The 22,640-nt window shown below is 38.3% G+C and carries 19 protein-coding genes and 2 pseudogenes; 16 read left to right on the plus strand and 5 right to left on the minus strand.

The window, feature by feature from the left end; translation table 11 throughout:
• Positions 1 to 6: 6 nt before the first annotated feature.
• The gene (locus I7H67_RS05505; protein ID WP_039255520.1) at positions 7 to 660 is read left to right on the plus strand and encodes an urea amidolyase associated protein UAAP2; all 654 of its coding nucleotides are present in this window, start codon (positions 7 to 9) and stop codon (positions 658 to 660) included.
• 2 nt (positions 661 to 662) lie between these two features.
• Entirely contained in the window at positions 663 to 4,268 is a 3,606-nt protein-coding gene (gene uca, locus I7H67_RS05510; protein ID WP_198307307.1) for an urea carboxylase, read from the plus strand.
• Positions 4,269 to 4,308: 40 nt separating this feature from the next.
• On the opposite strand, the gene I7H67_RS05515 is transcribed toward uca, so the two are convergent.
• Positions 4,309 to 4,845 (minus strand): NAD(P)H-dependent oxidoreductase, encoded by a 537-nt coding sequence (locus tag I7H67_RS05515; protein WP_013198312.1) that lies wholly within the window; start codon positions 4,843 to 4,845, stop codon positions 4,309 to 4,311.
• A 92-nt stretch (positions 4,846 to 4,937) separates the two neighbouring features.
• Here I7H67_RS05515 and I7H67_RS05520 point away from each other — a divergent pair, with 92 nt between their 5' ends.
• From I7H67_RS05520 to I7H67_RS05545, 6 genes are all read left to right on the plus strand, one after another.
• Positions 4,938 to 5,297: a winged helix-turn-helix transcriptional regulator gene (locus I7H67_RS05520; RefSeq protein WP_198307308.1), complete on the plus strand. Its 360-nt coding sequence runs from the start codon at positions 4,938 to 4,940 to the stop codon at positions 5,295 to 5,297.
• A 68-nt stretch (positions 5,298 to 5,365) separates the two neighbouring features.
• Positions 5,366 to 5,905 (plus strand): hypothetical protein, encoded by a 540-nt coding sequence (locus I7H67_RS05525; RefSeq protein WP_198307309.1) that lies wholly within the window; start codon positions 5,366 to 5,368, stop codon positions 5,903 to 5,905.
• Between the two features lie 171 nt (positions 5,906 to 6,076).
• The gene (locus I7H67_RS05530; RefSeq protein ID WP_002048439.1) at positions 6,077 to 6,202 is read left to right on the plus strand and encodes a hypothetical protein; all 126 of its coding nucleotides are present in this window, start codon (positions 6,077 to 6,079) and stop codon (positions 6,200 to 6,202) included.
• Positions 6,203 to 6,206: 4 nt separating this feature from the next.
• Positions 6,207 to 6,641 carry a CopG family ribbon-helix-helix protein gene (locus tag I7H67_RS05535; protein WP_001118705.1) on the plus strand — a complete coding sequence of 145 codons (435 nt, stop codon included), beginning with the start codon at positions 6,207 to 6,209 and terminating at the stop codon, positions 6,639 to 6,641.
• Positions 6,642 to 6,653: 12 nt separating this feature from the next.
• Positions 6,654 to 8,465 (plus strand): allophanate hydrolase, encoded by a 1,812-nt coding sequence (gene atzF, locus I7H67_RS05540; protein WP_198307310.1) that lies wholly within the window; start codon positions 6,654 to 6,656, stop codon positions 8,463 to 8,465.
• Entirely contained in the window at positions 8,462 to 9,484 is a 1,023-nt protein-coding gene (locus I7H67_RS05545) for an ABC transporter substrate-binding protein (RefSeq protein ID WP_198307311.1), read from the plus strand. The genes atzF and I7H67_RS05545 overlap by 4 nt, the downstream gene beginning before the upstream one ends.
• A gap of 50 nt (positions 9,485 to 9,534) precedes the next feature.
• Here the strand turns inward: I7H67_RS05545 and I7H67_RS05550 are convergent, their stop codons facing one another.
• The 4 genes from I7H67_RS05550 to I7H67_RS05565 all read right to left on the minus strand — a co-directional run bounded on the left by I7H67_RS05550 (position 9,535) and on the right by I7H67_RS05565 (position 13,190).
• Complete coding sequence (locus tag I7H67_RS05550; protein WP_198071320.1) at positions 9,535 to 10,416, minus strand: ABC transporter ATP-binding protein; 882 nt, start codon at positions 10,414 to 10,416, stop codon at positions 9,535 to 9,537.
• Positions 10,416 to 11,360 (minus strand): ABC transporter permease, encoded by a 945-nt coding sequence (locus tag I7H67_RS05555; RefSeq protein ID WP_198307312.1) that lies wholly within the window; start codon positions 11,358 to 11,360, stop codon positions 10,416 to 10,418. The genes I7H67_RS05550 and I7H67_RS05555 overlap by 1 nt, the downstream gene beginning before the upstream one ends.
• A gap of 95 nt (positions 11,361 to 11,455) precedes the next feature.
• Positions 11,456 to 11,857, minus strand: coding sequence for a hypothetical protein (locus I7H67_RS05560; protein ID WP_198307313.1), 402 nt, complete (start codon positions 11,855 to 11,857; stop codon positions 11,456 to 11,458).
• On the minus strand, positions 11,850 to 13,190 hold the full coding sequence (locus I7H67_RS05565) for an MFS transporter (protein WP_198307314.1): 1,341 nt from the start codon (positions 13,188 to 13,190) through the stop codon (positions 11,850 to 11,852). Before I7H67_RS05565 ends, I7H67_RS05560 begins: the two co-directional genes overlap by 8 nt.
• 98 nt (positions 13,191 to 13,288) lie before the next feature.
• Here I7H67_RS05565 and I7H67_RS05570 point away from each other — a divergent pair, with 98 nt between their 5' ends.
• From I7H67_RS05570 to I7H67_RS19655, 8 genes and pseudogenes are all read left to right on the plus strand, one after another.
• Positions 13,289 to 14,185 (plus strand): LysR family transcriptional regulator, encoded by an 897-nt coding sequence (locus I7H67_RS05570; RefSeq protein WP_198307315.1) that lies wholly within the window; start codon positions 13,289 to 13,291, stop codon positions 14,183 to 14,185.
• A 106-nt stretch (positions 14,186 to 14,291) separates the two neighbouring features.
• The gene (locus I7H67_RS05575; protein ID WP_198307316.1) at positions 14,292 to 17,189 is read left to right on the plus strand and encodes a DUF2345 domain-containing protein; all 2,898 of its coding nucleotides are present in this window, start codon (positions 14,292 to 14,294) and stop codon (positions 17,187 to 17,189) included.
• A complete protein-coding gene (locus I7H67_RS05580) occupies positions 17,189 to 18,589 on the plus strand; it encodes a hypothetical protein (protein WP_198307317.1) in 1,401 nt (466 codons plus the stop codon). The genes I7H67_RS05575 and I7H67_RS05580 overlap by 1 nt, the downstream gene beginning before the upstream one ends.
• 14 nt (positions 18,590 to 18,603) lie before the next feature.
• Positions 18,604 to 19,587: a PoNe immunity protein domain-containing protein gene (locus I7H67_RS05585; RefSeq protein WP_198307318.1), complete on the plus strand. Its 984-nt coding sequence runs from the start codon at positions 18,604 to 18,606 to the stop codon at positions 19,585 to 19,587.
• Positions 19,588 to 19,641: 54 nt separating this feature from the next.
• A pseudogene (locus I7H67_RS19650) lies at positions 19,642 to 20,845 on the plus strand (RHS repeat domain-containing protein); the annotation flags it as partial.
• A 17-nt stretch (positions 20,846 to 20,862) separates the two neighbouring features.
• Positions 20,863 to 21,381 (plus strand): hypothetical protein, encoded by a 519-nt coding sequence (locus I7H67_RS05600; RefSeq protein WP_013198301.1) that lies wholly within the window; start codon positions 20,863 to 20,865, stop codon positions 21,379 to 21,381.
• 77 nt (positions 21,382 to 21,458) lie between these two features.
• The gene (locus tag I7H67_RS05605; RefSeq protein ID WP_198307319.1) at positions 21,459 to 21,995 is read left to right on the plus strand and encodes a hypothetical protein; all 537 of its coding nucleotides are present in this window, start codon (positions 21,459 to 21,461) and stop codon (positions 21,993 to 21,995) included.
• 88 nt (positions 21,996 to 22,083) lie between these two features.
• Positions 22,084 to 22,425 (plus strand): annotated as a pseudogene (locus I7H67_RS19655) (hypothetical protein); the annotation flags it as partial.
• Positions 22,426 to 22,640: the final 215 nt, after the last annotated feature.

The following is a 22,640-nucleotide window of genomic DNA, read 5'->3' on the forward strand; positions in this document are numbered from 1 at the left end:
AGCATCATGACAGTTTTACAATCATTTGAAAAAGCAGTTTTAAATGAAGTTTGTCCTGCGGGTGAAGCGTGGATGTGCGAGGTTAAAAAGGGCCAATATTTTCGAATTATTGACCTTGAGGGAAACCAAGCGGTCGATACTTTATTTATGAGTGCCGAAAATCCAACTGAGCGTTATAGCGCAATGGACACTTTGGCCATCAACCAACAAATCTATTTAGAAAAGGGCACCAAGCTCTATAGTAACTTTGGCCGCCCAATTGCGGTTATTCATGATGATAACTGCGGGCGCCATGACACCATTGGCGGCGCCTGTTCATGTGAAAGTAATACAGTTCGCTATGCACATGAAACGTATCCTATGCATAGTTGCCGTAACAACTTTATGTATGCCTTGGCAAAACACCCGATTGCAAAAAAGCATGGTTTAAATGTGCGTCACATCGGCCCAAACATTAACTTTTTTATGAATGTGCCAGTAACGCCAGACGGTCAGCTTAAATTTGATGACGGAATTTCAGCTCCGGGGAAATATGTCGAAGTTCGGGCAGAAATGGATTTGATTGTTTTAATTTCTAATTGCCCCCAGTTAAACAACCCATGTAATGCCTATAACCCAACCAAAATTCAACTGGTTGTCCGTGAAGCGGAAGGGGTGTAAGCATGTTTAAAAAAGTTCTAATTGCCAACCGTGGCGCCATTGCCTGTCGCGTCATTCGCACCCTTAAAAAACTCGGGATCGCTTCGGTGGCTGTTTACTCCGAAGCCGACCGTGATTCTTTACACGTGACTTTGGCCGATGAAGCTTTCCTAATTGGCCCTGCGCCTGCGCATCAAAGTTATTTAAATATTAAAAAAATCCTTGAGGTTGCAAAACAGTCGGGAGCAGAAGCCATTCATCCGGGTTATGGTTTTTTGTCTGAAAATGCCGAGTTTTGTGATTTGTGTGAAAGCCAAGGTATCGCTTTTATTGGTCCAACTTCAAGCCAAATGCTCGATTTTGGCTTAAAGCATACTGCACGTGAACTTGCTATTAAAAGCAATGTACCTTTACTTCCGGGCAGTTCGCTACTTGCTAATGAAGCTGAGGCTTTGTTTGAAGCAGCTCGTATTGGCTATCCGGTTATGCTGAAAAGTACCGCGGGCGGTGGTGGTATTGGTATGCGTCTGGTCTGGAATGAAACCGAGTTAAAAGATGCTTATCAAACCGTATCTTATTTAGCGCAAGTCAATTTTAAAGATGCAGGTTTATATTTAGAAAAATTTGTACAACATGCGCGCCATATCGAAGTTCAAATCTTTGGTGATGGGCAAGGGCAAGTTTTAGCGTTGGGTGAGCGTGATTGTTCGGTACAACGCCGTAATCAGAAAGTCATTGAAGAAACACCCGCACCCCACCTAAACGAACAGCAACGTGAGTATCTGCAAAAAGTTGCGATTCAACTCATGCAATCGGTGAACTACCGCTCGGCTGGTACGGTTGAGTTTGTCATGGACACTGAAACCCAAGAATTTTATTTCTTAGAGGTCAACACGCGTTTGCAAGTCGAGCACGGTGTGACTGAGCAAGTGTTTGGTGTCGACTTAGTCGAGTGGATGGTTACCTTGGCAAGCGGTGACTGGTCAGCACCGACCCAACAGTTAGAGCCAACAGGACACTCTATTCAGGTACGTCTTTATGCAGAAGACCCGATTAAACAGTTCCAGCCGAGTGCAGGTCTACTCACACATGTTAAATTTGACCCGCAAGCCCGAGTCGAAACATGGGTGGAAACAGGTTCAACGGTGTCATCTTTTTATGACCCAATGATTGCCAAAATCATTGTGACCTCTGCAACACGTGAACAAGCCATACAGGCAATGAGTGCTAGTCTTGCAAATACGCAAGTGGCAGGTATCGAAACCAATCTGGAATATTTGCAAAACATTATTGCTTGTGATGTATTTGCTTTTGGTACTCAAACCACTCGTTTTTTAAATACGTTTGAATGGAAAACTCAAAAAATTGAGGTGTTGCAGGCTGGTATTCAAACCGCCATTCAAGACGTAACAGGTCGACTAGGTTATTGGGATGTTGGTGTGCCACCATCAGGTGCCATCGATCCACTCAGTTTAACGGTGGCAAACCAATTGTTAGCCAATGAACCAAATACCGCAGGGCTTGAATGTACCTTGCAAGGGCCAACTTTAAAGTTTCACTGCGATAGCCAAATTGTGATTACGGGCGGTGACATGCCATCAAAACTTGATGGCGAACTTGTCCCGATGTGGCAAACCATCAATGTGAAAAAAGGCCAAGTTTTAAAATGTGGGATTATCCGTTCAGGTTGCCGTAGCTATATAGGTGTTAAAGGTGGTTTCGATGTTCCTAACTATTTAGGGTCACAGGCGACTTTCACTTTAGGGCAGTTTGGTGGGCATGCAGGCCGTAATTTATTAATTGGTGATATGCTGCCAATTACTGAATATTCCACTCAATCGACCACAGCTCTAGCTCAAGCGCAAATTCCTAGCTTTACCCAAAACTGGGAAATTGCCGTGATGTATGGGCCACATGGCGCGCCAGATTTTTTCACCAAACAAGATATTGATACGTTCTTTGCCAATGAGTTTGAAATTCACTATAACTCAAGCCGTACAGGCATTCGTTTAATTGGTCCCAAACCTGAGTGGGCACGTGAAGACGGCGGTGAGGCAGGCTTACATCCATCCAATATTCACGATAATGCTTATGCGATTGGCGCAATTGATTTTACGGGCGATATGCCAATTATTTTGGGTCCGGATGGTCCGAGCTTAGGCGGCTTTGTTTGCCCTGCGGTAGTCATTCATTCCGAGCTTTGGAAAATCGGGCAGCTAAAAGCAGGCGATAAAGTTAAATTTGTGCCTTTGAGTTATGCACAAGCAAAAGCACTCGACCAAAAATATCATCAAAGCTTAACCGTGACCGATACAACTCAGATCAATTTTAATCCAGCTATTCAAGCAGAACTCGACACTTTAAAAGATGCTGTTTTAGCCACTTTAGAAGGTAAAACTGATTTACCAAACGTGACCTATCGACCAGCAGGAAATAGCTATTTGTTGGTGGAATATGGTGAGTTAGTACTCGATCTAAATTTACGCTTCCGTATTCATGCGCTTATGCAATGGGTCAAAGATCAAAACATTCAGGGCATTATTGACTTAACACCGGGTATTCGTTCACTACAAATTCATTTTGATTCAATCCAGCTCGATCAACGTGAACTTTTACAGAAACTTCAGCAAGCAGAAGCCGAGTTACCTGACATTCAAAATATGCAGGTGCCTTCACGGACTGTCTATTTGCCTTTGGCTTGGGAAGATTCGCAGACTCAACTTGCCACCGAGCGCTACACACAAATTGTTCGTCCAGATGCGCCGTGGTGCCCAGATAACGTCGAGTTTATCCGCCGTATTAATGGATTGGCTTCCAAGCAAGCAGTTAAAGATGTGGTCTATAGCGCAAACTATTTGGTGATGGGTTTAGGCGATGTGTATTTAGGTGCACCCGTTGCCACACCGCTCGACCCACGCCAACGTTTAGTCACTACAAAATATAACCCTGCGCGAACTTGGACACCTGAAAATGCTGTAGGTATTGGTGGTGCGTATATGTGTGTGTACGGTATGGAAGGACCGGGTGGCTATCAGTTTGTTGGCCGTACCACTCAAATGTGGAGTCGTTACCGTAAAAATGCCGACTTCGAAGATGGCAAACCGTGGTTATTACGTTTTTTTGACCAAGTTAAGTTTTATGAAGTTTCTGAGACTGAACTTTTGCAAATGCGTGAAGACTTTAAGGCGGGCCGCCTACAACTTCGTATTGAAGACGGTGTACTCAATTTAAAAGAATACAACGAGTTTTTAAAAACACATCAAGACAGCATTCAAGCCTTTAAAGACATGCAACAAGCCAATTTCGAGGCTGAACGTCGCCGTTGGCACGAAGCAGGTTTACAAGAATATATCTCTGAAAGCCTAGATGCTGTAGATGAAGGTGAAACCGTGGTGATCCCTGAAGGCGGTTGTGCAGTCGAATCACACATGCCGGGGTCAATCTGGAAAATTGAATGTGCATCGGGAGATATTGTTGAAGAAGGTGCAACCCTTGCGGTGATTGAGGCAATGAAAATTGAAATTCCAATTATTGCGCCCGAACGCATGAAGGTTGAAACCATTACCATTGAAAAAGGGCAAACCGTAAAAACAGGACAAGTGCTATTTACATTGGCACCTGTGGCCTAAATTAAAAAGAGAGCATCGATATTGATGCTCTCTTTAAATCTTATGCTTCAGATAAATGCTTTAATACTTTATGACCATGTTCAACCGCTTCTAATTTAATTTTTGACTCTGGGTTACCTGATAAAGGCGAAACGTCATAAAGCAAGTAAGTGGCGCTTAACTGCATTTGCGTATATTGAATTGAATATTGAACCGCTTTTAAAAAGCTATCGATTAAGTTTTCTTGGTCGTTCACCATGTTGGCTTCTGTTTGGCCGACCGTCATACTAATAATGACTTTTTTGTCTTTTAATTTATCGCCCTGAGAGCCATAAGCAAACTGATAAGTAAAAACTTCATCAAACCATAATTTCAAAATTGCCGGCATATTAAACCAGAACATTGGATATTGCAGAATGATGGTGTCATGGCGCAACAAGGCTTCTTGTTCAGCACTTACATCAATTTGGTAGTCTGGATAAAGTTGGAAAATATCTCGGACTTCAAGGTCTGGATAGGTTTTTACGAGTTCATTCACAATCGTTTTATTTGCAATAGATTGCGCGTAGTAGGGATGAGCTAAAATCAGTAAAGCCATGAGAGTGCCTTTAAACTATAAAAATAATAGTCACTATAATTTTTATAGTATTGGCGTACAATAACTATCAAAGTTGATAGGTAGTGTTAAAAATGGCAAATACTGAAAATACATGTGAAGTCACGGTAAACGGAAAAACTTATCCATGTCATATCAGTATGGCGATGGACTTGGTGGGTGGAAAATGGAAATGCGTGATTTTGTATTATTTAAAAGATAAGCCGAAACGCTTTAATGAAATCAAGCAGCTCATTCCTACAATTACTGAAATGACATTAAGTCTTCAACTCAAGCAGTTAGAGCAAAGCGGTTTAATCTCTAGAACGGTTTATGGTGAAAAAGCACCGATCAAAGTTGTCTATGAAATGACAGATTTTGGAAAAACTTTTAAGCCAGTTTTAGATTCTTTATATGTATGGGCTCATAGTTTGATTAGTCTATCAGAAGATTAAAAATTAAATAGATTAGACTGTATTAATTATATTCAATATTATACTTCAAGAATAAAAAGGAAATTATTATGAAGAGAATTCTATTACTATCATTTCTATTTTTTTATTTACTTATGCCGGCTTACGCTCAGGAAGTAAAATATAAAAATATTGTAGTTAATCTAAAAGATCAGTGGGATATTAGCAAAGGTCAAAATGAAGAGCTAATTGCAATAAAACAAGCGAGTAAACAGGCAGTTATAATTTCGATATATTATCCAAAAGGTATAGAAGAGGGTATGCAATATCTGGTTGCTTCGCTACAAATTCCGAAACAAGGACTAGTGAAAATGAAAGGGGTAACATTGGTTAATGAGGATATTAATATTCCATTGAGTAGTGGTATGAATTATCAAGCGAATGTTTTTACAACCAACTTTGATAAACGTTTTCTTATCAGTGCTTCATCAGGTACTAATGCTGGAGTTATCTTAGTGACATATGAAGGCGAAGGTAATGATACAAATAAAGCGATTAATGATTTTAAAAGTTTAATAAATAATATAAAGATAGAGGCTTCTAAAGATGGATTCCTTTTTAATCAGAATGATTTATTGAAACATAACTAAGGATTAAAAGAGATAGCCCCATCCCTGTGCATGGGGCTTTTTTTTGCCCAAAAATCACTCATAAATTCCTACGAAGCCCATCAAAATGACGCTTAAAAACTGGCACATTTTCTGCATCTCTTATTAGTAATACAAAAAATGAATTTGGTAATACCAAGCTAGAGGTGCGATATGAACGATGTAAAACCTGTGGTTCAACCAAAGCTAACTTTGAAAGCCTTTTTAGTCGAATTGCTTAGCGTACGTGCAGGCGTATATATCAAGCAAAACAATCAGCCGCCTAAAACAAAAGGATAAGACTGTGGCAAAACAAAAGTTGGCTCGAATCAGTATTACCGTACCTGAAACGACCCTCAATGCACTCGACCAAAAAATTGTCGAGCAGAACTATGAAAGTCGCTCGCAAGCCATTGTCGACATGATTAATAAACACTTAATTGCAGAGCAGGCGCAGGCCAATGAAGTCATGGTGGGCACATTAACGCTACTTTACGACGCTAGCCAAATGACCTTGCGTAATCAATTGGTCGATTTACAACAACAGTTTTTAGCACAGGTGATTAGCTCACTTCATATCCAGCTCGACCAACAAAAGATATTGCAAGTCATGTTAATGCAAGGGGCTAGTTCTGAGCTTAGACAAATTAGCCAGCAATTTATTGTGCTGAAAGGGGTGATTAAAGGGCATTTAGAACTAATGGATGCCGTCATGCCGCCGATACAGCAAAATGACTAAATGAGGAGTAGCGTGTTGAAAAAATTATGGACCATCCTAGACTGGAAAACAGCATATCAAAACGGACAAATCCATCTTGAAGATCTGATTAGTTACGTTGCAGAAATTAAAAATGATGATAATGCATGGATTGAAATTGCATCGAACGAGCAGATTCAATCGCAAATTGATATTTTACAAGACCAGAATGTTGCTGACTTACCTCTATACGGTGTGCCATTTGCAGTTAAAGACAATATTGATGTTGCTGGTTTTCACACTACCGCTGCCTGTAAAGAGGTTCAATATTTAGCGAACCAAGATGCTGCCGTAGTTGCCAAGCTGAAAAAAGCAGGGGCAATTGTGGTTGGTAAAACCAATCTCGATCAGTTTGCGACTGGACTAGTCGGCGTTCGCTCACCCTATGGCGCAGTAAAAAATAGCTTTAATCCCGAATATATCAGCGGTGGTTCAAGCTCGGGTTCGTCAGTAGTGGTTGCCAATGGTATTGTGCCTTTTAGTTTGGGGACTGATACGGCGGGTTCAGGTCGTGTTCCTGCGGGCCATAACAATATTGTGGGTCTTAAGCCGACAAAGGGCTGGTTTTCTACCACAGGTTTAATTCCAGCCTGTCGAACCATTGATGTCATTTCTATTTTTGCGCTGAATATTGATGATGCGTGGACCGTTGCCAATTTAATGCAGGGCTATGATGAAACAGATGAATATTCACGAGCACATCCAGCTAATGTACCGACTCAATTTTCTAAACGAAAAATAGCTATTCCAGCTCAGCTTGAGTTTTATGGTGATCTTGAATCTGAAAAAGCTTTTTTAGTGGCAATTGAGCGCGTAAAAAAACTGGGCTATGACGTTGAGAGTATTGATTTCAGCGCGTTTAATGAGCTTGCTGCCGCATTGTATAACGATGCTTGGGTAGCTGAAAGAACAGTCGCCGTTGAACGCATGATAACACGTGAAAAGGCTCATCCTGTTATTGCTCAAATTATTGCGCAGGCAGATAAATTCAAGGCAACAGATGCACTTCAAGCCGAATATAACCGCGCCGTGCTTGCTCGAAAAATTAATTCGGCATTACAACCTTTTGATGCCTTGATGGTTCCGACAGCGCCAACCATTTACACCATTGCCGAAGTTGAAGCTGACCCATTGACTAAAAATGCACATATGGGAGCCTATACCAACTTTGTCAATTTTGCCGATTTTTCTGCTTTGGCCTTACCAAATGTACTCCGTGAAGACGGCCTACCAAGCGGCGTAACCTTTATTGCACCAGCTTGGCACGATCAGGCAATCGCCAATTTTGCGCAGCTTTGGCAAGCCGAAACATCGCTGAGTTTAGGTAAATCAACTCAGCATTATCAAAAAAGTCTAGAGATCCAATCAAATCATTCAGTACAGCTAGCAGTTGTGGGAGCACATTTAACAGGCATGCCCCTTAATTTTCAGCTCACTAGCCGTAATGCTACTTTGCTCAAGAAAACCCAGACAGCAGACACTTATAAACTCTTTGCCTTAAAAAATACTACGCCACCAAAACCGGGGCTGCAATGCGACGCGAAAGGTACTTCAATTGAAGTTGAAGTGTGGGATGTTCCTTTAGCAAATTTTGGAGCCATTGTGGCTGAAGTACCCGCACCACTTGGTATTGGGAACCTCAAATTAAAAGATGGCACATGGGTCAAAGGCTTTATTTGCGAAGCGTATGCCATTCAAGATGCAACCGATATTAGCCATTTGGGAGGCTGGCGAGCTTACATACAGTCACTCAATCAAACCGCTCAAAGTGTTGTTAGTAAAAATGTTGGGGAAGTTTCTATATGATTAAAAAAGCGTTGTTATCCGTATCTATTTTATCGGCAGTTGTATTGGGTGGGTGTGACAATACCGCTAAAGTGCCTGAGGCCAAACAAGACGCTCAGGCAGCCACAAATACAAAACCAATTACCATTGGGTATAGTGATTGGCCGGGCTGGGTGGCTTGGCAAGTAGCCATTGAAAAAGGTTGGTTAAAAGAAGCAGGGTTAAATGTAGAGTTTAAGTGGTTTGATTATTCGGCTTCGCTTTCAGCCTTTTCCGCAAATCAGCTCGATGCTGTGTTGGTCACTAATGGTGATAACTTGGTAACAGCTTCGGGCGGTACGCAAGGCATGATGATCATGGCAACAGATTATTCTGCGGGCAATGATGTCATTATTGCAAAAGAGGGCATTAGTACCATTCAAGACCTAAAAGGAAAATCAATCGGTGTCGAAAAAGGCTTGGTTGATCATCTTTTACTAGCAACAGCTTTAACCGACCATAACATTAAAGCGAATGAGGTGAAGCTGGTAAATTCAGCGACGAACCAATTACCTCAAGTGTTTAATAGCCCCGATATTTCTGCAATTGCTGTTTGGCAACCTGTTGCAGGTCAGGCATTAAAAGCAGTGGCTGGTTCAAAAATTATCTATACCTCTAAAGACAAGCCGGGTTTAATTTATGACACCTTGACCGTCAACATGAGCCATTTAACTGCTCATCAAGAAGAATGGAAAAAGATCATTCAGGTGTGGGACAAAACCGTTAAGTATATTAATGACCCTGCAACCCATACTGAAGCAGTTAAAATCATGGCAAACCGTTCAGGCGTCGACCCAAAACAATATGAGTTGATGGTTAGCGGTACACATCTATTAGATATCAATGCCAATAAGAAAGTATTTGCTAAATCTGAAGGCTTTGACTCGATTTATGGCTCGACCTATCACGTCAATAAATTTAACGTCGAAAATGGTATTTATAAAACTGAACAAAATGTAGATGGGCTGATTTATCCGACACTCATAGAACAGCTCAAATAAGCCAAATAAATAAAAAGCCCAAGTTCAACTTGGGCTTTTTAATGTCTTTCTTATTTTTCTGAACTGACCTGAGTCATACGCGGAATTTTTGGTAAGTCTTGTAAAGCAGGGTCAAGCTCATCTTCTTCAGCATGAACTAAATAATCTACTCGTGAACGAAGCTGTTTAAACTCAGGTGTGCTCATTAAGTCGAGTGAGCGTGGACGTGGCAAATTAACTTCAATAATTTCCTTAATTTCACCGGGGTTGGCTTTAAGTGCCACAATTCGATCTGCCAGTAAAATAGCTTCATCCATGTCATGGGTCACAAAAATAATGGTGATATCAATGTTTTGCCATAAATCCATCAAGTGCTTTTGCATTTTTTGACGGGTGTGTGGATCGAGTGCACCAAAAGGTTCATCCATGAGTAAAATTTTAGGTTGATTAACCAAAGCTCTAGCTATCGCAACACGCTGTTTCATGCCACCAGAAAGTTGGTGTGGATACTGATTTTCATATTTTTCTAAACCAATAATATTGATCCATTCACGTGCTTGAGCTTCGGCTGTCATTTGACTAGCGCCGCGCATTTGCGGACCAAACATCACGTTTTCTTTTACAGTTTTCCACGGAAAAAGGGTATAGCCCTGAAACACCATGCCGCGTTCAGGACATGGGCCTGTAATGCATTCGCCGTCTACTAAAACTTCTCCGCTATGGTATGGGTCTAAACCTGCAATAACACGGCTTAATGTCGATTTGCCGCAGCCAGAGGGGCCAATCACACAAATAAATTCTCTTTTATGAATTTTTAAATCGAGCTTATTTAAAACAGTGCGTTCGCTTTGACCATGCTTAAACACTTGGCTCAGTTGTTTAGCTTCTAAAATCACAGGACGTTCATAAATTTTTTGAAAGTATTCATGTGCGTTAAATGTTGAATCGTTCATTATTTTGCTCCTACTTTCCAAGTGAACATCCGCTCACCTAACTTCATTAATAGCCAATCACAGACCAGACCAATCACCCCAATAATCAAAATAGCTGCATAGACATTGTCAAAGTTTTGATAGCGTGCCTGTTGAGTAATAAACCATGTAATACCCGAGGTCGTACCAATCAATTCTGAAACAATTAAATAGGTCCAAGCCCAGCCCACTAACACACGTAAGTCACGGTAAATATCAGGTAAGGCAGCAGGAATCACCACATGAAATAAACTTTTGAGCTTATTGGTGCCAAGCGTATAGCCAGCTTCAATTAAGCTTCGATCAACCATTCGGGTGGTATTGGCAATAATTAGAATTTGCTGAAAGAGAGTACCAATCACAATAATGGCAATTTTAGGTGCGTCATTAATCCCTAAAATTGCTACTGCAAGTGCGCCAAAGGCGGGAGCTGGTAAGTAACGGAAAAACTCAACAAAAGGTTCCGTCAATAGGGATATACGCTTAGAAAAACCACACAAAATACCCAGTGGAATCCCGATTAATGAAGAGATAAAAAACGCTGAAAAAACCAGTTTGATACTGTGCCATAAACTTTGATGAAACCACGGCGAATCAGGTTGTTCTGGTGGCGTGGTAAAGGCAGTGACCAAAGCCTTAGCGACTTCATGGGGAGCTGGTAAATAAATCGGATTAACCAAAATACCTTGTGGTGGTGCAGAATTTCGATTGACTGCATTTTGTGCTTCGAGATAGAACACATTTTTATCAATGCGACTTCCTACTTGTAAGTAAGAAACACTTCCCGAACTCGTGATTTGTACTTGAGGATGCCAAACAAAAGGTAAGTAACTGATTGCGCACCAAAGACATATTGGAATAACGAAAGAACAAATACTGAGAATCAGCTTGTTCTTTCCCGTAAATTCCTTTGCAACATAACCCATATCGAGAGCTCCCCATTTTGATCAGTATTACGATTTTCATAAAACGTAATATTGTTAAGCAAAATAGGTGCCATCTTTAAAATGCTTTAGATGAGTTAAGAAGATGAGGGAACTAAAGTTTCATGTAAGTAAACCCAATAACATTTTTCGCCTTCTACTTTAATGCAGGCTGTAGAGGTACGTACTGTCTCGGTTTCATCAGTTTGCTGATGTTCCTGATATTGCACCCAACAATAATTTTCAAATTCGTATAAAGCTGTACTCTTAATAATGTCGATTTTTAATGAAGGTTTCTTCCCGATATTCTGGCTAAATAAACTATTCACTTCAGCGAAACCAATACTCTGGCCTTGAACCGTAACCATCTTAAAATTCTGATCAAAGCTATCTAAAAGAGGCTTAAGACTTTGCTCTACATTTTTGCCTGTAAATACATTTTCTATTAAAACATGTAGGTCAATGACACTTTTAATGGCTTGATCCATTTGTTTAGACATGGGTTTTCTCCTTTAAAACGGGAATGAGTGAAAGTAAGCAGATCAAAGCTGCAATTAAAAAAGTATGTTGATAACGAAGCAGATCGCTTGAGCCAGACATCAAGTTATATATCGAAATGAGAACAACAGTACCGACACTAAATGAAATTTGTCGATTAATATTCCAGAGCACACTTCCTTGTAATAAATCTTGTCCTGAAAAATCAATCAATGAGCTAATTTGGGCAATATTGGCACTTAGACCGCCACCCATACCCATCAATAAATAAGCAATTACTAAAAAGCTCAAAGGGCTAGTGTTTGAAATACAAAATAAAAGAAATATGCCAATGCTATGTAGGGTTATTCCAATAATAAGAAGATACTTTTTTCCTAACCGTTGATAGAGCAGGCCGCCACTAATCATGGCTGCGAGTGCCCCGGTTGCATAGAGCAACATGAATAAACCAGTTTGTTTTGCATTAAAGCCAAAGTTAAGTTGTAAATTAAAAATATTGAGTAAATTAACGCCAGTAAAAATACCCGGAACGGCGTAATAGACAATAAATGCATTACGTAAATTTTTATTTTTTAATAACTCAAGATTAAGAACTGGATGGGAAATTTTTTTCGCATGTCGAATGTAAAAAATAAGCATTCCAATTGAAATTAGAAAACTAATTAGAGCGAATGAGGCGTTATGGTAATCACTATAAAATGAAAAGGAGAGTAACAAACATAACAGGCTCATATTAAAAATAACCAAGCCTTTTATGTCTGGTTTTTCACTCGACATATTCTCTGTTTTTTTAACCCATAACCATGCCAGAGCTGCCGCCAGTAAAGAAAAAGGAAGGTTAGATAAGAATACCCATCTCCAATTCAATGAATCAATAATTACGCCACCAATAGCAGGTGAAAAAGCTGGTGCAATCAGAGCAATTGCCATAATTAATGTAGAAATGCGTTGGCGTTCTTGGTTCGGGAAGAATGCATACCCGAGAGCTTGCCCGACTGGAATTAATAAACCTCCAGCTACACCTTGAATAAATCGCCAAAAAATTAAGCTATAAATCGATTCACTAAAGCCAATAAAGCAGATGCTTATCGAGAATAACAGCATCGAATAACACAATAACTTTTGGTTCCCAAGTTTGGTGGCTAACCATAAACTCATGGGCATAATTAAAATGAGGCCGAGAATATAAGCATTTGTTACCCAAGCGACCATGGATTGGCTAACTGAAAATGACGATGCAATATTAGGCAATGCAATTGCAGACATAAAAATGTTGATGCAATCAATAAAGAACCCAAGTAAAAACACTGTTGCTATTTTATATCGATAAGACATACCTACCTCCGTGCAGGCAGGGTAAGATCCAGCTCTTTTATTGTCGATGCAAGCGAAGTAAAATCATTGTTTGATAATTTTAAACAATTGGCTTAATTGTGCAAAAAAACCTCAAGCAAATTACCAGTTTTTTACAAGTCGTTGATTCTGGCTCTTTTACCAAGGCTGCTGAAATTTTAGGGTTAAGCCGATCAATGGTAAGTATTGATATAAAACAATTAGAAAAACAGCTAAATACAAGTCTATTAATTCGCAACACCCGTAATATTGCATTAACTGAAATTGGTCAGCATTTTTATGAGGATTTTAAACAAATCCAACTTCAGATTGATGAGGCATTTGAACGAAGCCAACACTTAGGTACAAGCATTACAGGCACTTTACGGTTTTCATCTACTAATGAATTTGGCCAACGTTTCATTTTGCCTTTACTTCCTGAGTTTTGCCGGCTTTATCCACATTTACGTTTACAGTATTCGTTTAATTCATCTCTCGATGATTTAGTGACTGAAAAATTAGATCTGGTTATTCGACTAGGGAATTTAAAAAATTCATCTCTAAAAACTCGAAAAATCGGAGAATATCCAATTTATCTTGTGGCTACTCCGCAGTTTATAAAAGACCATCCTATAGAAAATATATCTGATTTAGCGAATGTTCCTTGGATTGGCCACACTTTATTAAATTGGCAAGATTCACAATATATTTTGCAAAACAGTTTAGGGGAGCAATATTCATTACCTTTTATTCGAAGTCAGTATGAATCAAACTCGGTGACTGCAATTCATCAAATGACTCTTTCATCTTTAGGTGTGGCGATTTGTCCTGCATGGTTAGTTGATGAAGATATTCAACAAAATCACTTAATTCGGTTATTTCCTGATTTTTCGTTACCGCTACAAAGTATTCAATTACTTTATCCTCATACCTCTAATTTACCGGCCAAAACGAGAGCATTTATAGATTATTTAATAGTCAATCTTTCTTTCAGTTAAACTAAAAAATATCTAAGTCATGGAAGATAAGCTAATTTATATAAATAGACAATTCTGTCTGTTTTTTATAAAATATCGATGATTATGACTCAGTTTTATAATAACGATGTCCCATAAAATATTTCAAATTTTAGATAGTTTAGGTTTGGTCGCACAGAATCGTGTGCTTCATGTGCAATTTTCCAACCCATCATTAAACAATCAAGTCTTCTTGCAACGCATTGAAGGCGAGCATACCCTCAACCAAGGTAGCGTTGCTGAGTTACTGTGTCTGTCGACAAACGCGCATATTGCATTAAAACAATTTATCGGCTGTCAGGTTGCCGTTGATCAAGTCACTGACATGGGTCAGTTTTTTAGAACCACAGGCATTATTACCGAAGCGAGCCAAGGGCAAAGCGACGGCTCACTCACCATTTATAATCTCACCTTAAAAGACCCAACTGCACTCTGGCATAAACGCCGCAATAGCCGCGTGTTTATGAACAAAAGCGTGCGGGATATTAGCGAAATTCTATTTAAGGAATGGCAGGGGAAAAGCCCGTTATTTGCTTCAAGTCTAACGCTCGACACATCTGGTTTAGCTAAAGATTATGATGTGCGTCCATTTGTGATGCAGTCAAATGAAAGCGACTATGACTTTTTAACCCGTCTGTGGCGTAGTGAAGGCATTAACTGGTTAGTTGATGAATCACAACTTTTGGTCGCTGACCCGAATGCATCCATTCAGCCACAAGTGCTACGTTTAATTGATGAAAACCAAAACTATCAAGCTCTTGAACGCTGTAACTTACGCTACCAACGTAGCAGTGCCACAGAACAGTTCGATACCATTACCCAAGTCAAGGCAGAGCGCCGTTTACAGCCAACTTCAGTTCATGTGCAACGCTGGCAAGCCGATGCCCTGCAACAAGAAGAAGGCAGTGGCAGCGTACAAGGCACGCAGAAACACAGCGAACACTATGACAATGCCAGCCTAAACCTTGAAGATGCATGGCATGTCAGCCCCGCTTGGATGCAGGACTTAAAGGGTGAAGACCAAGCTACAGCTTCAGGCAATAGTCAGATTGAACAGTTAAACCAGCACATCAATGCTTACCATCACCTAAATTCTAAACAGTTTACGGTTTCAGGTAACGTCCGTGATGCACAAGTCGGTTACTGGTTTGAGCTGAATGACCATCCAGAACTCGATCAACATGACAGCGCTGACAAAGAATTTTTAATCTTAAGCAAACACTACTATAACCAGAATAATTTACCAAAAGAATTACAACAGCAACTTGAGCGTCTGTTGCCAAAAGACAAGCTCAAAGCAGCTCAACTCGATAGCCAAAACCCTGAGCAGCGCCACTTTGCTGAACTCAATGTCGTTCGACGCAACATTAAAGCTGTGCCTGAATATAGCCCGCTAGAACACCGACCAGCCGCTTACCCGCAGCGTGCTAGAGTGGTTGGGTTAGAGGGCGAAAGCATCCATGTTGACCAGTGGGGACGCATTAAAGTCCGTTTCCTATTTACCCGAACTGACGACCATAGCCATGACGGTGGAGCAGGAAGTAACGACAATGACACCGACTCCGCTTGGGTGGATGTGCTGACCCCATGGGCAGGTGCGGGTTATGGCGCACGCTTCTTGCCACGTGTCGGTGAGATCGTTGTGATCGATTTCTTTGACGGTAACATTGACCGCCCGTTTGTGGTGGGACGCATTCACGAAGCTGAACGTCACCCAACCCAGTTCGACCAGAAAGGCCAGTTACCCGACACCAAAAAACTGAGCGGCATTCGTTCAGAAGAAGTCGACGGTAAAGGTTTTAACCAGCTACGTTTTGATGACACGACAGGCCAGATCAGTGCCCAGCTACAAAGTAGCCATGCGGCCAGTCAGCTCAACTTGGGTAACTTAAGCCATCCAAAAGACAACGCGGAAAGTGATGGCCGTGGTGAAGGGTTTGAACTCAGAACAGACCAGTGGGGCGCGGTACGTGCGGGCAGTGGCTTACTCGTTAGTACCCATAAACAGGACCAAGCTCAAGGTGTACATCTCGATGCAAATGAGGCCAAACAACAAATTGAAGGCGGCCTCAACAATGCCAAGGCACTCAGTGAAGTCGCCAAAAATCAGCAAACTGATCCATTGGAAGTTCTTGAGAACTTAAAAACGTTCATAGAACAAATTGAAGAAAAAGATCAAGACAAAGCTGCCACTTTTAAGCAAGCCTTGATGATATTAACTGCACCTAACAGCATTGCCATAGCCAGTAATGAAGACATTCACCTCAGCGCAGATGCTCAGTTAAGCCAAACTGCGGGCGACAGCATCAACCTGACCACTCAAAAAAACCTGATTGCGCACGCCCAAAATAAAATTAGCCTTTTTGCGGCGCAAGAAGGGGCAAGACTGTATGCAGGCAAAGGCAAAGTCGAAATACAAGCACAAGGTGATGGAGCAGATTTAATTGCCCGTAAAGCTGTGCAGATTATTTCAACAGAAGACAAAATTGAAATTAGTGCTTCTAAAGAAATCGTTATCACGGTGGGTGGATCTCAAATCAAGATTAATGGCTCAGGAATTTTCCCTGTCACTGGTGGCAAGTTTGAGGTAAAAGCTGGGCAGCATTTATTTATGGGGGGAGGAAGTGCGCAAAGTCAGAATATAGGTCTTCCCTTATTAGGTAAATTAAATAATTGGATGGAACTTAATTATCATTATGATGATTTATCTCCAGTTAAAGGTGCGCCATTTAAAGTTTTTTTTGAAGATGGTAGTTATAGAGAGGGAGTCTTAGATAGCAAAGGATACGCAAAATTAGAAAATATTCCTTCTGGTAAATCAGAAATCTATTATGGAGAGGATCCTTCTGAGTTTATTAAAGATGAGCCAGATGATTTAGATGCTGTAATTGAAGATGACGATCAATTAGAAGATGATTTATGGTCATTTCTAGATGAAGATAGTTATAAAAAATTAACATCTGATTTACAAAAGGGGAGTAAATAATGGGTTCGGTCGCTAAATATAAACGTTCAGCTGATTCAGTCCCGAGTGGTTGGTTGCAAAGCTTAAAAAAAGACACGATGACTTTTCTTAAAGGTGATAGCACAGGGGGCTGGGCAATTATTGCTGAAACCGTTATTGGTTGTGTACCAGTATTAGGGCAGTTGGTAGATGCTAGAGATATTATTAAAGCTATAATTATTTTAACTGCAAATCCTTCTAGTGCCGCAGGCTGGTTTGACCTAATTACAGCTTTAATTGGGCTCGTTCCTGGCGGTGGTGATGCTGTTAAAATGTCTCTTAAAAGTGTTAAAAAGGGTGCTTTGCCAATAGATAGTATTTTAGATGGTATTCGTAAATTTGGAAAAGGTGATCCAGAACAATTAATTAGAAAGTGTTTGGATTTAAATGCTTTACAGAAAAATTTAGATAAAATCTTAACAAATCAAAAAATTCTTAATCAGTTAAGCCCAGCTGCTCGTAAAAATGTAGATCAAATAAGAAATAATTTGGGAAAACAACTACAAGAATTTAAAAAAGAGGTTGATGGGTGGCTTATAAAAAGTAGGAAAACATCGGCTGATGCAGGTAAAAAATCAACAACACAGACCACAAAACCTAAGTCACCTTCAAATGGGGGGCAAAATACTCATAATACAAATCAAGGGAAATCAAAAACTTCAAATAATTCGTCTATAGCCCAAACAGCGATAACAAATTTATCAAATAAATATAAAGGGATTTTAGGGGAACATATGGCAGATTATTATTGTCAAGAAGTTAAGGGATGGGGAAACTCATCTCATGATAAATTAGGAACGAAAAACCCTAATAAGTTAAATGATAAGGGTGAAATGGTTAATCTTTTTTCTACAAAGAGCCGTGGACGCGGAATTGATGGTGTATGGAAAAAAAACACGAGTGATGCAAAACCTTATGTGATAGTAGAGGCAAAATGCAGCCAGAATCCAGCATCTTCATTGAAAGAATTGTTAGGGGATGCAAACGATAAAAATGGTATAGATAAATCAATACCTCAACAGCAACAAAAGTCTGGAAGACGGTCAAGAACACGTACTGGAAGTAGTGGAAATAATAAAAATTTAACTTTAGGTGGTGAAAAGTATAGAGATTCGAAAGGTAAAGTTGTTCAAATGAGTCATCATTGGATAACTAACCGCCTTGTAAAAGCGGTAGGAATTCAATTGGCTCCAATTATACTAAAAAAGCGAAGATATGAACGATATGTTATTTTCTTTAGTGGGCTTCAAGTTGTTGAGCATGCAGTTGCTTTATTAAAATTTTTAGCAAAGCAACAAGTAAGTGATAAAGATCACTCTTCACATCATGCGACGAGAGTATGGACTGATAAAGAAATTAGTGTAGTGGTTAATAATAGGTAAGTGGAAGTAATAGCATGCTAGATTATAAATTTAATCGAAGACAACAATTTTTGGATGAAAAGTATTATCTCTCTACCAGAGCTGCTTTAGTAAATGCTATTCAAGACTTTTTAGGTGAATCTAATAGTGATGAGGATGTTGAAGCGGGATGGATTGATTCTTATTCTATAGCTGCAAGATATCAATTTGATCTATTTATACTAGACTATACTGCTGGAAGATCTATTGATCACTTACGTGTAGATTTTGAGAGTGTTATAAATTTATTTAATGTCTTATCTGAAAAGCAAAGAACTTATTATAAAGATCCAAATTTTAGTGTCTTTGATTTAGAATTGCTTGATGATTATTGCTTATATATTTGGTTAATTAGTCTTTGTTATTTATTAAAAAGAAATGACTTATTGGTGAGTGTTGCCAAATTAGTAGATGGAGAGACTCAAGAAAATGGTGGTAAAGACTGGATCGTTGAAGAATTTTTAGCTTTTTCTGATGATAATCGTTTTGACTGTTCTGATGTTCTTTTTCCCCAGCCTTACTTTGAGCTTTCAAATGCTTTTGTAAGCCAAGATAATAAGGTTTCTCTGAAGCATTTACATAAATTTTTAAAGAAATGGTATAAAGATTTAGCAGGTGCACCTTGGCATGATACCCATAAAGCTGATGGTGGATATTATGGGTATTGGTCTTTTGAAGCTGCTTGTGCCGTTATTTTATTGGAAATAAATGATGACAAAGAATTATACGATTATCTTTATTATCCTAAAGATTTAATTGCTTTCTATCATTCATTCAATCCAACAGCAGGAGAGGAAAATTTATTAAATAATTATAATAGAATAGCGATTAAAGCAGGTGAGAAGGCTCCTCAATCGGGTTATTGGTTTACAGTAGCTAGTAATAATTCTCGACAATATTTTAATGCTGGAGAGATTCTTCCAGAAATTAAAAAACAAGATTGGGGAGAAGTTTACTGGCAGTTTGAAAAAGAAGAATAAAAAATTAAAATATATAAGTAAGAAAAAACCCCATTATTTAATGGGGTTTTATATCAAAAAAGTTATGGCTATAACCGCTTAGTTAATAACATAGTTAAAGAATATCTTGACCAACAATATCAATATGATGCTTTTGGGCAACTGATTCGACAAAAGTCATCACAAGGTGATTTAAATCTTGAGTGGGATGTGTTGGGACGTCTTGTTCGTAGCCGAAATAATCAATACACGGCAGAATATCGCTACGATGCTTTAGGCCGACGTATTAAAAAGAAGTAAGCATCAACATACAGGTCAAGAGCAGAACATTATTTATGGTTGGGATGGTGATACTTTAGCTTATGAATCTAGCGCTGATTTAACAAAACACTATTTCTACGAAAAAGATAGTTTCGTGCCTTTGTTGCAAGCGGCGTATCATCACTCAATTGAGCTACACCAAACCCAAAACTGGACAGAAAAAACATATAGCATTTATAAAGACCCTTTGTGGAATACCGTAAAACAAAGCCAAGGTTTTGATGATGTATGGTTCTATCACTGCGACCATTTAGGCACACCGCAAGAAATGACCGACTATACAGGTGCAATTATTTGGAAAGCCGAATATAAAGCTTGGGGCGAGTGTAAAGCAGAGAAAGCCAAGTCGAATTTCTTCGAAAACATTGAAATTATTTCAAATAATATCCGTTTTCAAGGTCAGTATTTTGATGAAGAGACAGGGTTACATTACAATCGTTATCGTTATTATTCGCCGTATGTAGGTCGGTTTATTAGTAAAGACCCGATTGGATTGCTGGGTGGCTCTAATATTTATGCTTATGCACCTAATCCAGTGGGTTGGGTTGATCAGCTTGGGCTAGCAAAAACACCAACTCGAACTCTGCAAAAAAATTGGAAAAATTATGTAGGTTGTAAACATACTAATTCAGATATTCATCATGGTTTTCCCGAAGAATATGCAGAAAGATTTAAAAATATAGCTGGTATCGATGTGAATAATCCACAATATTATTATAATCTTCCAAAAGAAAAGCATACTAAATCTCCTGGTATTCATACTAACAGTTCGCGTACTGGTCAGAATTGGAATAAAACTTGGGGAGGAATTTTAAACCAAGTTGAAGCTATGAATTTATCACAAGCTGAATCGAAGGAAATCTTGGAGCAACGCTTGAGAGCATTAGCAAGGAAAGAGCGTATTGGAAAGCACAATGCTACAGCTGTTAAGGGTGCAAACTTTTGTCAATTACAGTAAGTTAAAAGGTATATGAAATGTTCGATAAATTAATGACAGATCAAGAAATTAAAGCGAAATTAATTGAAAGAAGTAGCGAAATAACGAAATTTAGCAAACTACCTCAGCTTGATGGTAATTATTTATCTTTTTTAGGTAAATTTAGAGAAATAGAGATTACACCCGATATTATAATTTTTGGATATGAAACAGCATTAAAAGAAAATCAATATCTTCATGAAAATTATCCTGAAATTAGTGAGAAAGTTTGGATAATTGGTCGTACCGGTCAAGGTGATGAATGGTTTATAGGTAAGGAAAAAAATAATATCTTGTTTTATGATCATAACCAAGGGGAGTATTTGAATATTAATCAGTTTATAGATATGAGAATTACTTTTGAAGACTTTCTTAAAATGGCATTTTCGTATCAACAACTTGAAGAAGAATTGGATATAAACGAAGAGCTTAATAAAGTTGAACAAGATCAATTTAAGAAATTAGTCAATTCTATTAATGAGGGTTTATATGAAAGATATCCCTTTGAATATTTTTAGTTTTTGTATTGGGGTTTAATGATTTTTAGATAAAATATTTGATACTATTTAATTGTATTAAATAGGGAGTCTTAATAGTGCAGGTTTGTTTTAAAAAATTATTAGAGGAAATTGATGATTGTAATGAAATAATTTATGGTGAAAGATTTCTTATTAATCAGGTTAATTCTGTTAATGATGATCTGTTTAAAAGCTATTTAAGTTGTATTCCTGAAAATGATTTTAATATTGATCTAGGAGGGAATATAAATGATTTTTTAGGAAAATATTCATTAGATAATATTCAATATATGTTTGAAGATATACTCGATGGGGGAAGTGCTACAGTATTCCTAACACAGCATGATGTAAATATCGTATACATAAATCATAATAGTGGCGAGATAGGAGCATGTATTTCAGGTGATGAATTACATATCATTGCTAAAAATTTATTTGATTTTTTTTCGCAAATTAATATTGTGCAGAATCTAATTATTGACCTATATGACTCTAACCCTAGAGGTGAAAATGGAGGGTATAAGACAGGTTTTTTAGAAGAGTTAAAGAAAATTATTATAAATGAAAAAGTATTGTTAGATGTAGAGTATTTTATTGAATTTTTTTATGGTTAAAGTGTAAGTAATATTCAAAAATAATTAGTATTTCTATATGCTTATTTAGAACTACTACTTTGAAATAAGATGTTTTAAAGGTTGGTCTGTGAATTTTTATACAATTTATCCATCTGAGTATATTGATAGAGAATTTTATTTTGATTTGAAAGGGAAGAAAGAAATTATCGTTAATTATTTTAAATTTGATTTAAGCGATAACTTTTTAAAAAAATCTTAGAATAAATTTAGATTATGATAATATTTTTTTCTGATCAATTAAATGAGATATTAGGGACTGATTTTTATTATTCATCTTTTGGGATTTTACTATTTTCAAAAAATTTTTTTTAATGAAATGAAGGGAATCCTTGAAGATGAATGTGATTTCTATCGATGTTATGTAAGAGATCAAGAAGCAGATATTTATGCTATGTATATTAAAAGAAAAAATAATTTATTAGATGAAGATGACTTTATAAAAAATGATCTAGTAGTAGATGGCTTTTTTATTGCTAGAGATACTGATAAACCTTATATCTACGTAGTGAGCAAAAAAATTGTAGATATTGTTGAAAAATTTAAATTCAAAATAAATTTCTTGAAATACTAAAAAAATTAATAATCGTTAAAATTTAATTAATAACATAAGTCGTTAATTCATTT

This window comes from Acinetobacter sp. ACIN00229, from assembly GCF_016106645.1.
Classification (GTDB): Bacteria; Pseudomonadota; Gammaproteobacteria; order Pseudomonadales; family Moraxellaceae; genus Acinetobacter; species Acinetobacter oleivorans.

Excerpts from the sequence above, each read along its gene's own strand:
- I7H67_RS05505 (WP_039255520.1), top strand. The coding sequence starts at position 7 with ATGACAGTTTTACAATCATTTGAAAAAGCAGTTTTAAATGAAGTTTGT.
- uca (WP_198307307.1), top strand. The coding sequence starts at position 663 with ATGTTTAAAAAAGTTCTAATTGCCAACCGTGGCGCCATTGCCTGTCGC.
- I7H67_RS05515 (WP_013198312.1), bottom strand. The coding sequence starts at position 4,845 with ATGGCTTTACTGATTTTAGCTCATCCCTACTACGCGCAATCTATTGCA.
- I7H67_RS05520 (WP_198307308.1), top strand. The coding sequence starts at position 4,938 with ATGGCAAATACTGAAAATACATGTGAAGTCACGGTAAACGGAAAAACT.
- I7H67_RS05525 (WP_198307309.1), top strand. The coding sequence starts at position 5,366 with ATGAAGAGAATTCTATTACTATCATTTCTATTTTTTTATTTACTTATG.
- I7H67_RS05530 (WP_002048439.1), top strand. The coding sequence starts at position 6,077 with ATGAACGATGTAAAACCTGTGGTTCAACCAAAGCTAACTTTGAAAGCC.
- I7H67_RS05545 (WP_198307311.1), top strand. The coding sequence starts at position 8,462 with ATGATTAAAAAAGCGTTGTTATCCGTATCTATTTTATCGGCAGTTGTA.
- I7H67_RS05550 (WP_198071320.1), bottom strand. The coding sequence starts at position 10,416 with ATGAACGATTCAACATTTAACGCACATGAATACTTTCAAAAAATTTAT.
- I7H67_RS05555 (WP_198307312.1), bottom strand. The coding sequence starts at position 11,360 with ATGGGTTATGTTGCAAAGGAATTTACGGGAAAGAACAAGCTGATTCTC.
- I7H67_RS05560 (WP_198307313.1), bottom strand. The coding sequence starts at position 11,857 with ATGTCTAAACAAATGGATCAAGCCATTAAAAGTGTCATTGACCTACAT.
- I7H67_RS05565 (WP_198307314.1), bottom strand. The coding sequence starts at position 13,190 with ATGTCTTATCGATATAAAATAGCAACAGTGTTTTTACTTGGGTTCTTT.
- I7H67_RS05575 (WP_198307316.1), top strand. The coding sequence starts at position 14,292 with ATGTCCCATAAAATATTTCAAATTTTAGATAGTTTAGGTTTGGTCGCA.
- I7H67_RS05580 (WP_198307317.1), top strand. The coding sequence starts at position 17,189 with ATGGGTTCGGTCGCTAAATATAAACGTTCAGCTGATTCAGTCCCGAGT.
- I7H67_RS05585 (WP_198307318.1), top strand. The coding sequence starts at position 18,604 with ATGCTAGATTATAAATTTAATCGAAGACAACAATTTTTGGATGAAAAG.
- I7H67_RS05600 (WP_013198301.1), top strand. The coding sequence starts at position 20,863 with ATGTTCGATAAATTAATGACAGATCAAGAAATTAAAGCGAAATTAATT.